Raw genomic sequence first — 13,717 nt, forward strand, 5'->3', positions numbered from 1 at the left:
GCTCCTCACTCGGCGGCGGCGGGAAGCGTCGCTTTGCGGAAATCTTCCGGATAATGACGAAGAGCGCTCTCGACAGGATATGGGGCGAAACCTCCGAGCGCGCAGAGGGATCCGAATTTCATCGTGTGGCAGAGATCGGACAGAAGCTCGATATTCGCGTCCACGTCGACGCCTTCGACGATTCTGTCGATCGTCTCGACGCCGCGGGTGGAGCCGATGCGGCAGGGCGTGCATTTGCCACAGCTCTCGATCGCGCAGAACTCCATGCCGAAGCGCGCCATCTGCGCCATGTCGACGGTGTCGTCGAAAACGACGAGGCCGCCATGGCCGATCAGGCTGTCGTGCTTCTGGAACGCCTCATAATCGAAGGGCGTGTCGAACAGCGACGGGGGCACATAGGCGCCGAGCGGGCCGCCGCATTGCACGGCGCGCACCGGACGGCCGGTCAGAGTGCCGCCGCCGATGTCGTTGACGATCTCGCCCAGCGTCAGGCCGAAGGGCGTCTCATAGAGGCCGCCGAATTTCACATTGCCGGCGATCTGCAGCGGCATGGTGCCGCGCGAGCGGCCGACGCCTAGGGAAGCGTAATATTCGCCGCCCTTGGCGAGAATGGCCGGGGCCGTGGCGAGCGTCAGCACATTGTTGACGACGGTCGGCCGGCTCATGAAGCCGACATGCGCCGGTAGCGGCGGCTTGGCGCGCACGATGCCGCGATGACCCTCGAGGCTCTCGAGCAGCGAGGTCTCCTCGCCGCACACATAGGCGCCCGCGCCGATGCGCAGCTCTATATCGAAGGCGAAGCCCGAGCCGCGCACATTCGGGCCGAGCCAGCCGGCCTTGCGCGCCGCCTCCAGCGCCTCGGTCAGCACCTCGGCGCATTGCGGATATTCCGCGCGCAGATAGATGAAGCCCTTGCTCGCGCCGATGGCGTAGCCGCAGATCGTCATGCCCTCGATGAGGACGAAGGGGTCGCCCTCCATCACCATGCGATCGGCGAAAGTGCCGCTGTCGCCCTCGTCGGCGTTGGTGACGACGTAACGGCGGTCGGCCGGAGCGTCGGCGACCGTCTTCCATTTGATGCCGGCCGGGAAGCCCGCGCCGCCACGGCCGCGCAGGCCGGACTTCGTCACTTCCTCGATCACCTTGGCCGGGCCGATCTCGAAGGCCTTGGCGAGCCCCTGCCCGCCGCCATGAGCGACATAATCGTCGAGACTCACCGGATCGATGATTCCGACGCGCTCGAAGGTCACGCGCGTCTGCTTGGCCCAATAGGGATGCTCGTCGACCTTGCCGATGGAGAGCGGGTGCGCCGCGCCCTTCAGAAAGCCGGCGTCGAACAGCGACGGAACGTCGGAGGGCTTCACATTGCCATAGCCGATGCGCCCTTCCGGCGTCTCGACCTCGACCAGCGGCTCGAGCCAGAGCAGCCCGCGCGAGCCGTTGCGGATGACCTGGATCGTCTCGCCGCGCGCGGCGGCCTCTTTCTCGATCGCGGCGAGGACACGCTTGGCGCCGACCGCCAACGCGGCCATATCGCGGGGAACATAGACCTTGGTCATGAGTTGCGCGCCTCCGCCGCCAATTCGTCCAACAATTCGGCGTCGACTCGTCCGACCGGCTCTCCGTCATAGAGCGCGCCGGGGCTGTGAGCGCAAAGACCGAGGCAATAGACCGCCTCTATGGTCAGCGAGCCATCATTGGTCGTCTGCCCCCATTCGAGCTTCAGGCGCTCGAGGAAATCCTTGGCGATCTTCTCCGATCCCATGGATTGGCAGGACTCGGCCCGGCACAGCTTCAGCACATGGCGACCGGCCGGCTCGCGGCGGAAGTCGTGATAGAAACTCACGACGCCATGCATCTCGGCCCGGGAGATGTTCAGCGCCTGCGCGATCTGCGGCACAGCCGCCTCGGGCACATAGCCGAATTCCTCCTGGATAGCGTGCAGGATAGGCAGGCCTGGACCCTCGAGCCCGAGATGGGCGTCGATGATCTCCTGGGCCCGCGCCTCGTTCCACGGAACAGCGCCAGACATTTCTTCCCCGTTCTTATAGGGCGGACCATCACGGGCGATGGCCGCCCATTTTAGGTAATTGCCCCAACAGTGCCGCAAAAAGCGGGCGGGATCAATAATCTGGAACGGTTACATGATAGGCGATTCCTATAAATCGCCAACTCCCGGATTTCGTGCGAGCTTCTTGGCCTCGGCCACGAGCGCGGCCACTTGCGGAATGGTCGGCTCGCGGTGCGGGACGACCAATCCGATCTCGTGAACGGCCTCGGGCTCGACAATGGGAATAGAGCGCAAAGGGGCGGCGACGCGCAGCGAGTCGACCAGCTTTTCGGGTAGGATGGTGGCCCAATGTCCTGTCTTCACATGGGCGAAGAGGACGATGACCGAATTCGATTCGAGGGCGGGCTCGGGCTCGCCGCCGGCGTCGCGGATCAGCCGCTCGACGATGCGGCGATTCTGCATGTCCGGCGTCAGCAGGCAGAGCGGAATGCGGCCGACCTCGGCCCAGGTCACCTTGCCACGGTTGCCGAGCGGATTTTCGGCGGCGGTCAGCAGCCGATAGCGCTCGGAGAACAACGGCACCGTCCGCACGCGGCCCAAAGGCTCGTTGTCGAGATAGGTGAGGCCCGCGTCGATCTCGAGATTGTCCAGCATCGACAGGATTTCGGTCGAGGAGCTGGTGAGAATGGTGAAGCGCACATTGGGGTGCTTTTCGCGGAAAGGCGTCGTCAGCGCCGGCACCATGGTCAGCGCCGTGGGAATGGCGGCGATCTTGAGCTGACCGCCGAGCCCCTCCTTCAGCGTCCGCACCTCGAGGCGCATCGCCCGCGTGTCGGCGACGATTCGCTTGGCCCATTCCAGCACGCGCTCGCCCTCGGCGGTGAGGCTGTGGAAGCGCGAGGAACGATTGACGAGCAGCACGCCGAGACTGTCCTCGAGCTGCTTGATCCCGGCCGAAAGCGTAGGCTGCGTCACCCCGCAGAGTTCCGCCGCGCGGGAAAAACTGCGCTCTTTGGCGACAGTGATGAAGAATTCCAGCTTGTCGATCACCTTGGGCTCGGGCTCCCTTCGCGCCCTGCGGGACCGAATGGGGACGCTCGCGCGGACTATATACATAAAGGCCCGGATCGGCGAATGCCTCGCACGAATGGAGGAGGTCGTCGCTCCGCTCGCCATGACGGCGGGCTTGGGCTATCTCTCCGCCCGGACCCCGAAAACGAATCCCCGAAGGCAAAGATGAAACGCGCCCTGTCGGTCACGAGAGACGAGAATTTCGCGCAATGGTATCAGGCCATCGTCGCCGAGGCCGATATGGCCGAGACGAGCCCGGTGCGCGGCTGCATGATCATCAAGCCCTGGGGCTATGGCGTCTGGGAGCTGATCCAGGGCGCGCTCGACCGGCGCATAAAAGAGACCGGCCACGACAATTGCTATTTCCCGCTGTTCATCCCGATGAGCTTCATCGCTCAGGAGGCGAGCCATGTCGAAGGCTTCGCCAAGGAGATGGCGGTCGTCACCCATCACCGGCTGAAGGCTGTGGACGGCAAGCTCGTCGTCGATCCCGACTCCAAGCTCGAGGAGCCGCTCATCGTGCGGCCGACCTCGGAGACGATCATCGGCGACGCCTTCCGCCGCTGGGTCTCCTCGCATCGCGACCTGCCCGTGCTCATCAATCAATGGGCCAATGTCGTGCGCTGGGAGATGCGCACGCGGCTTTTTCTGCGGACAAGCGAATTCCTCTGGCAGGAGGGCCACACCGCCCATGCCGACGAGGCCGACGCGCGGGAAGAAACCCGCAAAATGCTCGAGGTCTATCGGCAGATCGTCGAGGATGTGCTGGCCGTTCCGGTCGTCGCCGGCGAGAAGCCGGAGAATGAGCGTTTTCCCGGCGCCGTGAACACCTATTCCATCGAAGCGATGATGCAGGACGGCAAGGCGCTGCAGGCCGGCACCTCGCATTATCTCGGAACCAATTTCGCGCACGCGCAGAACATTCGCTTCCAGAGCGCGAGCGGCGAGCTGGAATATTGCCACACGACGAGCTGGGGCGTCTCGACGCGGCTCATCGGCGGCGTCATCATGACCCATGGCGACGATGACGGGCTGCGCCTGCCGCCCGCCATCGCGCCGCGTCAGGTGGTGATCGTGCCCATGCTGCGCGAAAAGCCCGAGGACGCCGAGGTTCTGGCCTTTTGCGACCGGCTGAAAGCCGACCTGGACGGGCTCTTCGCGCTGGGCGCGCCTTTGCGCGCGATCGTCGACAAGAAGCCGGCGCGCGCCGCCAATAAGCGCTGGGACTGGGTGCGCCGCGGCGCGCCGATCATTCTCGAGATCGGCCCGCGCGACGCCGCCAATGATGTGGTGACTCTGATCCGCCGCGATCGGCTGCGCGAGGGCGACAAGATCGTCTCGATTGCAACGCCCCGCGCGGAATTCGTGGGCGCGGTCCCCGCCCTGCTGGCGGAAATCCAGGCGGCGCTGTTCGCCGAGGCCAAGGCGCGGCTCGAGGCCAATATTCGCTCCGATCTGACGAGCTTCGCCGAGATCGCCGATTATTTCGGCAAGGCGGCCGAAGACGACGAGGCTGCCGCAGCCTTCAAGGGCTGGGTGCGCGCGCCCTGGGCGCGCCCGACCGGCGCCGAGCTCGAGGAGGTGGAGACGCGTCTGAAGGCGTTGAAGCTGACGCTGCGCAATATTCCGCTGGAGCAGAGCGCGCCGAAGGGCGTCTGCGTCTTCACCGGCCGGCCGGCAGTGGAGGAGATTTTGATCGCTCGCGCTTATTAGCGCGGGCGAACAGAGCGTGCCCACCGATTTCTATATCTTCGACATGGAAAACCAGCCCTGGCCCTCAGGCAGGACCACGCCTTTGGTCTCATACCGCTGAAGCGGCAGCTTGACGACGAAAGTGCGAAAATCGCCTACCGACGCGAACTTCCACGATAGCCGCCCTTTCGCCATGCTCCATGTTCCGGACGTTTCTCGATCTGGGGACGCCTTTTCGGCCCAACTGGCTCCGCCCTTGGCCATGAATTTGAAGAGGCCATTCCACCCCTGCCCCTTATCGCCAATCCATACGTCCCACATTCCGGGAAGCAATCTCCTCGCCTCCTCAGCCGCCATTCGCTCGATTTCGGCGCCTTCTTCGTCTCGTTTTTCTGACTTCGCCGACAGGAATTGCTCGATCGACTCCTGCTGATCTGCGGGAAGCCGACTGAACTCGGGGCAACCTGTCTTATAGTAATTGAACGCATTACCAGTACTGGAAGTCAATTCGACAGCAAAAAACGCCGCCCGCAATCTATCCACTCCCACATTTGCTGTCGGCCAAGAAAGCGCCTGTTGCAATTTATTGAATAGAAATGAATTATTCGCCTTCAGCATCATCAGTATCGGAAGAATGTCGTACATTGGACTGCCGTTGAGTATGCGGAGTGCGGCGATCGCATCGCCGCCCATGGTTCGGTCTCCGACCAGCGCTCCGACGACGTACGTATATCCGGACCGCCATGTGGCTGGTTCCAAAATTGCCGGCTTGCTCTTCGTAGAGTCACTGAGCAAAGCGGGTATGACGAGCAGATATCGATGCTGGTTCGAGTCCCACAGTGACGTATGTCCTCTTGGAAAGCCGCCGACGCCGTTCGAAATATCTGCACGGCCGAGATATTGGTATATTTTATAGAGATGCGGGTTATTTTCATTAAAAATCTTATAGTATATCTCTATAAATATAGGATAGACTGGATTATCGCGTTGCTTTCGGATTATTTCGTGTTCTCTTTCCAAAAGCTCGCTCCACGCTTGAACGAATACATCCTGCATCGACTGCTGTTCGGCCCATCGCCAGGCAAGGTCTAACGCCATCGCAATTCCCTGCACGTCTGGATTACGGACAGGTCGAGCGCGACCTCGGTCCGTTCCGCCACGACCGACGTTGCTTGGCGCTATCGAGGGCGGAGCGGATGGACCTCGGTCCGTTCCGCCACGACCAACGTTGCTCGGCGCGATCGAGGGCGGGCGCTCATCTAATGCGTGAGAGCTTCTTACTATCGTAAGCCCTTCAGCTTCGGAGATGACAAACAGCGTTGCCCCCGGCGGTAGCGCTTGCGAAAGATCTCGTGAACAAATCCCACACATCTCACGGTCGACAACCACCGTGGCAACCTTCAAATTCCTTTGCCACATAACGGCTGCAGCATGTCCTTCGACATGCGTCGAGACATTTCCCTGACTAGGCCCTCCACTCGTAAAACCCCAGCCTTCTCCTCTGGGGAAACCGCCCCTTTGAGCGCCACCCCAAGGCCCTCCCTCTACTCCGCTCTTAAGCGGAAATTCAGGAATGCCATCGGCTTGGAATCCGCCCACGGCACCATCGTGATTTCGATAAAAGTCTCTCGCTTTCTGAAGCAAGAGTTGCTGTTGCGCTGATAGCTCAGCCATAATGGCGCCCTCCTCAAACGAATTTTTCGAAATGGGTCGAGTGGCAACTCCGCCGTCCGTCGGCCTAAACTATACGCCGAACAGGCTAAGAAACATATCAGAGGCCCCCGACATGGACATCCCCCCTTTCGACCCGGCGATCGCGGCGGGAGTCGCACTGTCGACCGCCGTGACCGACGCCGTCTATGTGTTCTTCAACGCTGCGGTTTCGGAGCGCCGTCGCGTCGCGGCGGCGAGCTGGAGCAGCGTGTGGTATCTGCTCTCCGCTTTCGCGGTCATCAGCTACACGTCGAACTGGGCCTATGTTCTGTTCGCCGCGCTCGGCGCCTGGATCGGCGGCTTTCTATCGATCACCGCCCTCAACCGCGTCGCCCCGCCACGAGGCGCGCTCAGCCCGGAAAGAAAAGACCGGAACGAATGACGGGAAAACCTGCCGGCGCTCGACGAAATCACACATGATATTGACCGCGCTACGCGTTCGGATATTCATAAGATCACGAGGCGCGGGCGGCGAATTTCCAGCGCTATGTTTCGTGCGAGGACCAAATTTATGAAAGCGGCGACGATTTTTGTGGCTTCTCTGCTCGCGCTCTCCCAGCCGGCTGTGGCGCAATCGATTTTCGACGGGCTCGGCGGAACGGGAGACCCCGCGCGGGACGCCGCCCAGGCGGAATATGAGCAATGGAAGCGCTCGATCGCCCGTCAGGCCAAAGAGCACACCTCGCGCCTCTGGCTCGGACATGGGTCTGTGACCGTGCATTTCTGCGTCGACGCCGCCGGCCGAGTGGCCGATGCGAATGTCGTGAAAGCCAGCAACAACGAACAGGCGCTCCTCGCCTTGAGCACGATTTCTTCGCTCAAATTGCCGCCGCCGCCGGCCTCGGCCCGCAAGGCGGCCGGCGGCAAGTGCCACTTATTCTCGCAGAGCTTCTACTATCCATGAGCCCGGCGGCGGGGAGTTGCATCATGTTTCGAGCAATCATCATATTTTGTCTGATCGGCGTGTCGCCGGCGGCCTTCGCGCAATTTCTCTTCGGTCCCTCGGAGCGGCCCACTCTGGCCGCCTGCATGGCGATCCCGGAAAACAAAGCTTGGATACAGACCGTCACCCACCAGCTCCGCGAACGCGCGCCGAAGCTGAATCTGGGACGCGGGACGGTGACCATCAAATTCCATGTCGATTTCAGAGGCCACGTCACCAGAGCGTCTTTCGCGAACTACGACAATAACGCCCGAGCACTGGTCGCGGCGGGCATGATCACCTCGCTGAAGCTGCCGCCGCCGCCCTTCGACATGGACACAGACTGTCGCGACTTCGAGCAGACCTTCCGCTTCCATTGAACGCGTCGGCGCGCGTCTCGCGCGCCGACGCCATTCGAACCACACCAAGAGCTGGACCGCTTTCGATCTGCGACAGCTCGTCTCGCCTGTTCCTCCGGGGACGAAACCTCGGGGAGCGGCATGCCCGACGAAACAACGACGGTTCTCAGCCTGGACAACAGCACCGACCAGGTGCGGCTATCTCTTCTGACGACACAGCTGAAGCGGGGGAGCTGGCGGTCGCCGCCGCCCCAGCGGGTCGGCCCCGCCCAGACGGCGGAGCTCAGCGTCGTCGGCAGCTATTTCGTCGATCTGAAGGCCGCCTATGCTGCGCTATGGAGTCGAACGTCTCATCGACGGAAAATGGCGCGGGGCCGGCGATCTCGCGTTCTTCGTCGTGAATGATCGAATATCGATGCCCGGCTACAATGCCGCCGACTCGATCTCGATCGCTCTGGCGCGCCTATCGGTCGCATCCGGATTGAATTATTACGACCGATATAAGCTCTTCATTCTGCCCAATCAGAATTGGCGGCCCAACTAGCCGAGCTTCAGCCGCGAGCATGCGCCGCGCCTCCCCCGGCAGTTGGAACGAAATTTGATCATCCGGGCGTACTAACCCTTGTCCATAACGACGCTTTTCGGCGTCCCGAAACGGCGCAGAGCGCGTTTACGCCACATTCGGCCCATATTCGGGCCGTCCTTGGAGCAGGACAATGTCTCGAATCGAACGCGCGGCCACAAAATGGCCGAGGCCGAGGCCGATCGGATGAACATGAGCGCGAAACCGACCCTACGGACCTTCTTCGCCGCCGCCGCCCTCGTCGCGGCGTCGGCGGCGTCGGCGGCCCCCTCCGTCGTCATCGATGTCTCCAGCGGGCAGGTGCTGGCGCAGGAGCAGGCGACCCAGAGCTGGTATCCCGCCTCGCTGACCAAGCTGATGACCGTCTATGTGGCTCTGGACGCGGTGCGTTCCGGACGCATCCAATATGACACGCCGATGATCGTCTCGCCCCGCGCGCTTTCGATGGCGCCGTCGAAAATGGGCTTTCCGGTCGGCTCGGAGGTGACGCTGCGCAATGCGCTGGTCATGCTGATGGTCAAATCGGCCAATGACATAGCCGTCACCATAGCGGAGGGCGTCGCGGGCTCTGTCGAATCCTTCGCCGATGAGATGAACCGCGCCTCGGCCAAGCTCGGCATGCGCGAATCCTATTGGGCCAACCCCAATGGCCTGCCGGACGATCGGCAAGTGACCTCGGCGCGCGATCTCGCCATTCTCGGCCGCGCGCTGCTAACGGAATTTCCCGAATCGGCCGGCTTTTTCAACATAGGCGCGATGCAGCTCGGCCGGCAGATCCATCCCACGCACAACGGCCTGCTCGGCCGCTATCCGGGCGCGGACGGGATGAAGACCGGCTTCACCTGTCCGGCGGGATTCAATCTGGTGGCCAGCGCCACCCATGGCGGCCAGAGGCTCATCGCCGTGGTGCTGGGCGCGCCGACGGCCGCCGCACGCACCGCCAAGGCCGCCTCGCTGCTCGACCGCGCCTTCATGACCGGCTCGCCTTCGGGCTCGATCGCCTCGCTGCCGACCTTCGGCGTCGCCCAGGCGCCGGACATGCGCGACAGCGTCTGCCGCCATCGCGGCAAGGCCAACGCCGAATTCATGGCCGAGGTCGAGGATATGACCGTCGCCATACCGCGCGAGAACGGCTCGACCGATCAGGTGAACGTCAAGACGATCGCCGCTCTGCCCCGCCCGCGCTTCGAGCCGGTCCCGATCTTCCTCGGCCGCGTCCCCGGCTATGAGGGCCCGGTCGCCGGCGTGCGCGATCCGGGCTCGCCGGTCGGCTCGCCCTCGACGATCACCGCCTACGCGCATGAGCCTCCGTCCGCCGCCGCCTCGCCCATCAGCCGCCCGGCGCCGGATGCGCTCTCCATGCGCCACGGCCGCAAGTCCGCGGTCAAGGCCGCCCATGCGCCGGCCAAAGAAAAGGCGGCCAAGGCGAAAAAACCGCCGCAGGAGGCCGCCGCCGAGTCGGAAGCGCCCGAAAAGGCGGAAAAGCCGGCGAAAGCGGCCAAGCCCAAGCAGGGCAAGAATGTCGCCGCCAAAGCGCCGGCGGCGAAAACTCCTGCGGCCAAGGCCACGGCAAAAAATCCCGGCAAGAACGTCTCCGCCAAGAACGTCTCTGCCAAGAACGACAAGCATGCGATAGGCGATCATGCGCCGCCGCACCCAGACAATGAGCAATGATTCGACAATGACCGAGCGTTCCGAGCCGCGTCGTCCGCCGCCGCCCATTCCTCTGACGATCCTCACCGGCTTTCTGGGCGCCGGCAAGACGTCGCTGCTCAACCGCCTGCTCGCCTCGCCCGAACTCGCCGACACGCTGGTGCTCATCAATGAGTTCGGCGAGGTCGGCATAGATCATCTGCTCGTCGAGAATGTCGAAGGCGACATGATCGTCATGAGCTCCGGCTGCATTTGCTGCTCCATCCGCGGCGATCTCGTCGCCGCGCTCGAGGATGCGCTGCGCAAGCTCGACAATGGCCGCATCCGCCCCTTCCGCCGCGTGGTGCTGGAGACCACCGGGCTCGCCGATCCGGCGCCCATTCTCCACACCATCATGTCGCATCCCTATCTGGCGCTGCGCTACCGACTGGACGGCGTCGTCACGCTCGTCGACGCGGTGAATGGCGCGGCGACGCTCGACGCGCATGAGGAGGCGGTCAAGCAGGCCGCCGTCGCCGACCGGCTGATCATCACCAAGACCGACCTCCCCGAGGGCGCCGCGCGTCTCGCGGAGCTCGACCAGCGCCTCGCTCGGCTCAATCCGGCGGCGCGCCGGCTCGTCGCCGCGACGGGAGAGGCGAGCCCCGCCGCCCTGCTCGACTGCGGGCTCTATGACGCCTCCGGCAAGATTCCGCAGGTCGCCAAATGGCTCAATGACGAGGCGGTCGCCGCGGCCCATGAAGCGCATCATCGCGATCATGGTCACGACCATCACCACGATCAAGGCCATGTCCATGTCCATGTCCATGCCCATGGCGACGTGAACCGACACGACGCGCATATTCGCGCCTTCTGCGTCACCAGCGACGCGCCGCTCACGCCGCAGGCTTTCGATATGTTCGTCGAAATCCTGCGCCAGGCGCATGGCCCCCATCTGCTGCGCGTGAAGGGAATCGTCGGCCTCACCGACGATCGCGAGCGGCCCGTCGCCGTGCATGGCGTGCAGCATGTCTTCCATCCGCCGCATCGCCTCGCCGCCTGGCCGGACGCCGATCGCCGCACGCGCCTCGTCTTCATCGTCAAGGATTTGGACCCGTCCTTCGTCGAGAAGCTCTATGCCGCGGTCGCGGGCATACCGGCTCCGGACACGCCCGACGCCGCCGCGCTCACGGATAATCCGCTTGCCCCGAAAAACGCCGGCCTGCTAGGCTGAGGCGGGGCAAAGATCGGAATCGCACGCGCCGGGAATTACACCGATGAGCAAATTCTTCGCCTCGATCGAGCCGCAGCATCGCGACTTCATCGAGAAGCAGAGGCTCTTCTTCGTCGCCTCCGCCGCGCCCGAGGCGCGCGTGAACGTCTCGCCCAAGAGCGCCGACACGCTGCGCCTCATCGACGAGCGCACGGCCGTCTATATCGACCGCACCGGCAGCGGCAATGAGACGGCCGCGCATATGCGCGCGGACGGGCGCCTCACCTTCATGTTCTGCGCGCTCGAGGGCGCGCCGCTGATCCTGCGCCTCTATGGTCGAGGCCGGGCGCTGGAGCGCGGCGGCGACGCCTATGCGCGTCTGCTGCGCACGACCTTCGGCGGAGCGGAGCCGCCGGGCGCGCGGCAGATGATCCTGCTCGATGTCGAATCGGTGCAGACCTCCTGCGGCTTCGCCGTGCCGCTTTACGATTACACGGGCGAGCGCGACGGGCTCGACCGCTGGGCCGCCTCCAAAGGCGAGGACGCGCTCGACGCCTATCGCCGCGAGAAGAACCAGCGGAGCATAGACGGACTGCCGACTGGCCTGTTCGAGGACGAAGCTCTGGCCGCCGAAGAGGCGTGAGGCGAAATTTCCATGACGAATTCGACCGCGCACGCCGATGAGAACGGCGTGAAAGCCTTGACGCTCGGCGCTCTCGGCGTCGTCTTCGGCGACATAGGAACAAGCCCGCTCTACACGATCAAGACGGCGCTCGACTGGTCCGGCGGACATGTGAGCGCCGAAACGGCCTTCGGCATGTTGTCGCTGATCGTCTGGACGCTGATCATCGTCACCTCGGTCAAATATGTCGCCGTCATCATGCGCGCCGACAATGACGGCGAAGGCGGCATTCTCGCACTGATGTCGCTGCTCGGCATGAAGCACGGGCGCCATCCGGCGATCATCGCGATCGGCATGCTGGGCGCGGCGCTGCTGTTCGGCGATGGCGCGATCACGCCGGCGATCTCGGTGCTGAGCGCGCTCGAGGGGCTGAAGGCGCCCCTGCCCGCGCTCGCGCCCTATGTGGTCCCGCTCTCCGTCGTCGTGCTCATCGGCCTGTTCTGCCTGCAGCCGCAGGGCACGGAGCGCATCTCGCGCCTCTTCGGCCCGGTCATGGCGCTGTGGTTCGTCTCCATCGGCATTCTCGGCGCGCGAGGCGTGATCGCGCATCCGAGCGTTCTTTCCGCGGTCGATCCGCGCGTCGGGCTGCATTATCTCTTCACCCATGGCTTCGAGGGCTTTCTGCTGCTCGGCGCCGTGTTCCTCTGCGCGACCGGCGCCGAGGCGCTCTATGCCGATATGGGCCATTTCGGGCGGCGTCCCATTCGCCTCGCCTGGTATGGGCTCGTGCTGCCGTCGCTCGTCCTCGTCTACGCCGGCCAGACGGCGCTGCTCGTCGAAGGCGGCGCGACGGAGAACCCTTTCTTCGACCTCTGCCCTGCCCCGCTGCAATTGCCGCTGGTCGCGCTGGCGACGCTCGCCACCGTCATAGCCAGTCAGGCGATCGTCACCGGCGCCTTTTCCATGGCGCGGCAGGCGATCCAGCTCGGCCTGTCGCCGCGCCTTTCGATCACCCAGACGTCGGCGCACAGCTACGGTCAAATCTACGTCGGCTTCGTCAATTGGACGCTGATGGCGCTGACGCTCGTTCTGACCATCGCCTTTCGCTCGTCGGAAAATCTCGCCGCCGCCTTCGGCATCGCCGTCTCGCTGACCATGCTGTTGACCACGGCGCTGATGTTCATAGCGATGCGCTCGATCTGGCGATGGAGCCTGCCGCTCGCCCTCGCGGTCGGCGGGATGTTTCTCGTCGTCGATGTCTCCTTCGTCGGCGCCAATCTCATCAAATTTTTCGAGGGCGGCTGGATTCCGCTCGTCGTCGCCGCCATCCTCTTCTTCCTGATGAGCTGCTGGAGCGAGGGCTTCGACGCCATGCGCAAGGCGCTCGAGCGCGACACATTCCCGCTCGCCGACTTCGTAGCCAGATTCCACGGCAAGCCTCGCGTGGATGGCGTCGCCGTCTATCTGACGAGCCGCACCGATGTCGTGCCGGTCGCGCTGCTGCACAATCTCAAGCACAATAAGGTTCTGCACCAGCATGTCGTGCTGCTGCATGTGACGACTGCGAACACGCCCCGCGTCGATCGCGAGCGGCGCGTCGACACGACGACGCTCGACGATAATTTCTACGCGATGACGTTGAACTATGGTTTCATGGAGCAGCCGAATATTCCCTGCGCCTTGATGCTCGAATCCGTTTCGAGCCCGCTGCGTTTCAATATGATGAACACCTCCTTCTTCGTCGGCCGCCTCACCGTGACGCCGCTCGGCCGCTCGCGCTGGCGGCGGCTGAAGATCCATATTTTCCAATTCATGCATCGCAACGCGCTGCCGGCGACCGAATTCTTCCAGATTCCGCCGGGCCGCGTCGTGGAGCTCGGCGGTCAGGTCGAGGTCTGA

The 13,717-nt window shown here is 63.8% G+C and carries 13 protein-coding genes and 1 pseudogene; 9 read left to right on the top strand and 5 right to left on the bottom strand.

From position 1 onward, the window contains the following. Nucleotides 1–5: 5 nt before the first annotated feature. The 3 genes from IY145_RS21410 to IY145_RS21420 form a co-directional block, all read right to left on the bottom strand. Nucleotides 6–1,559, bottom strand: coding sequence for an NADH-quinone oxidoreductase subunit NuoF (locus IY145_RS21410; protein ID WP_196410048.1), 1,554 nt, complete (start codon nucleotides 1,557–1,559; stop codon nucleotides 6–8). Next, a complete protein-coding gene (locus tag IY145_RS21415) occupies nucleotides 1,556–2,032 on the bottom strand; it encodes a formate dehydrogenase subunit gamma (RefSeq protein ID WP_196410049.1) in 477 nt (158 codons plus the stop codon). Before IY145_RS21415 ends, IY145_RS21410 begins: the two co-directional genes overlap by 4 nt. A gap of 126 nt (nucleotides 2,033–2,158) precedes the next feature. Beyond that, nucleotides 2,159–3,061, bottom strand: a complete 903-nt coding sequence (locus tag IY145_RS21420; RefSeq protein ID WP_196410050.1) for a LysR family transcriptional regulator — start codon at nucleotides 3,059–3,061, stop codon at nucleotides 2,159–2,161. A gap of 186 nt (nucleotides 3,062–3,247) precedes the next feature. Here IY145_RS21420 and proS point away from each other — a divergent pair, with 186 nt between their 5' ends. Beyond that, nucleotides 3,248–4,795 (top strand): proline--tRNA ligase, encoded by a 1,548-nt coding sequence (proS, locus tag IY145_RS21425; RefSeq protein ID WP_196410051.1) that lies wholly within the window; start codon nucleotides 3,248–3,250, stop codon nucleotides 4,793–4,795. A 30-nt stretch (nucleotides 4,796–4,825) separates the two neighbouring features. On the opposite strand, the gene IY145_RS25885 is transcribed toward proS, so the two are convergent. Both IY145_RS25885 and IY145_RS26635 read right to left on the bottom strand, forming a co-directional pair. Then, on the bottom strand, nucleotides 4,826–5,872 hold the full coding sequence (locus IY145_RS25885) for a hypothetical protein (protein WP_246722139.1): 1,047 nt from the start codon (nucleotides 5,870–5,872) through the stop codon (nucleotides 4,826–4,828). A gap of 207 nt (nucleotides 5,873–6,079) precedes the next feature. Beyond that, nucleotides 6,080–6,448 (bottom strand): annotated as a pseudogene (locus tag IY145_RS26635) (DddA-like double-stranded DNA deaminase toxin); the annotation flags it as partial. A gap of 112 nt (nucleotides 6,449–6,560) precedes the next feature. Between IY145_RS26635 and IY145_RS21435 the strand changes: the two are divergent. From IY145_RS21435 to IY145_RS21470, 8 genes are all read left to right on the top strand, one after another. Next, nucleotides 6,561–6,869: a hypothetical protein gene (locus IY145_RS21435; protein ID WP_196410053.1), complete on the top strand. Its 309-nt coding sequence runs from the start codon at nucleotides 6,561–6,563 to the stop codon at nucleotides 6,867–6,869. Between the two features lie 129 nt (nucleotides 6,870–6,998). Then, complete coding sequence (locus IY145_RS21440) at nucleotides 6,999–7,391, top strand: energy transducer TonB (RefSeq protein WP_196410054.1); 393 nt, start codon at nucleotides 6,999–7,001, stop codon at nucleotides 7,389–7,391. 23 nt (nucleotides 7,392–7,414) lie between these two features. Next, entirely contained in the window at nucleotides 7,415–7,789 is a 375-nt protein-coding gene (locus IY145_RS21445; RefSeq protein ID WP_196410055.1) for a hypothetical protein, read from the top strand. A gap of 304 nt (nucleotides 7,790–8,093) precedes the next feature. Further along, the gene (locus IY145_RS21450) at nucleotides 8,094–8,312 is read left to right on the top strand and encodes a hypothetical protein (RefSeq protein WP_196410056.1); all 219 of its coding nucleotides are present in this window, start codon (nucleotides 8,094–8,096) and stop codon (nucleotides 8,310–8,312) included. Between the two features lie 231 nt (nucleotides 8,313–8,543). After that, the gene (locus tag IY145_RS21455; protein WP_196410057.1) at nucleotides 8,544–10,025 is read left to right on the top strand and encodes a D-alanyl-D-alanine carboxypeptidase family protein; all 1,482 of its coding nucleotides are present in this window, start codon (nucleotides 8,544–8,546) and stop codon (nucleotides 10,023–10,025) included. A 7-nt stretch (nucleotides 10,026–10,032) separates the two neighbouring features. Then, nucleotides 10,033–11,217 (top strand): GTP-binding protein, encoded by a 1,185-nt coding sequence (locus IY145_RS21460; RefSeq protein ID WP_196410058.1) that lies wholly within the window; start codon nucleotides 10,033–10,035, stop codon nucleotides 11,215–11,217. A gap of 43 nt (nucleotides 11,218–11,260) precedes the next feature. Further along, nucleotides 11,261–11,839, top strand: coding sequence for a pyridoxamine 5'-phosphate oxidase family protein (locus tag IY145_RS21465; RefSeq protein ID WP_196410059.1), 579 nt, complete (start codon nucleotides 11,261–11,263; stop codon nucleotides 11,837–11,839). A gap of 12 nt (nucleotides 11,840–11,851) precedes the next feature. Then, the gene (locus IY145_RS21470) at nucleotides 11,852–13,717 is read left to right on the top strand and encodes a potassium transporter Kup (RefSeq protein WP_196410060.1); all 1,866 of its coding nucleotides are present in this window, start codon (nucleotides 11,852–11,854) and stop codon (nucleotides 13,715–13,717) included.

Origin of the sequence: Methylosinus sp. H3A (assembly GCF_015709455.1) — a bacterium.
Classification (GTDB): Bacteria; Pseudomonadota; Alphaproteobacteria; order Rhizobiales; family Beijerinckiaceae; genus Methylosinus.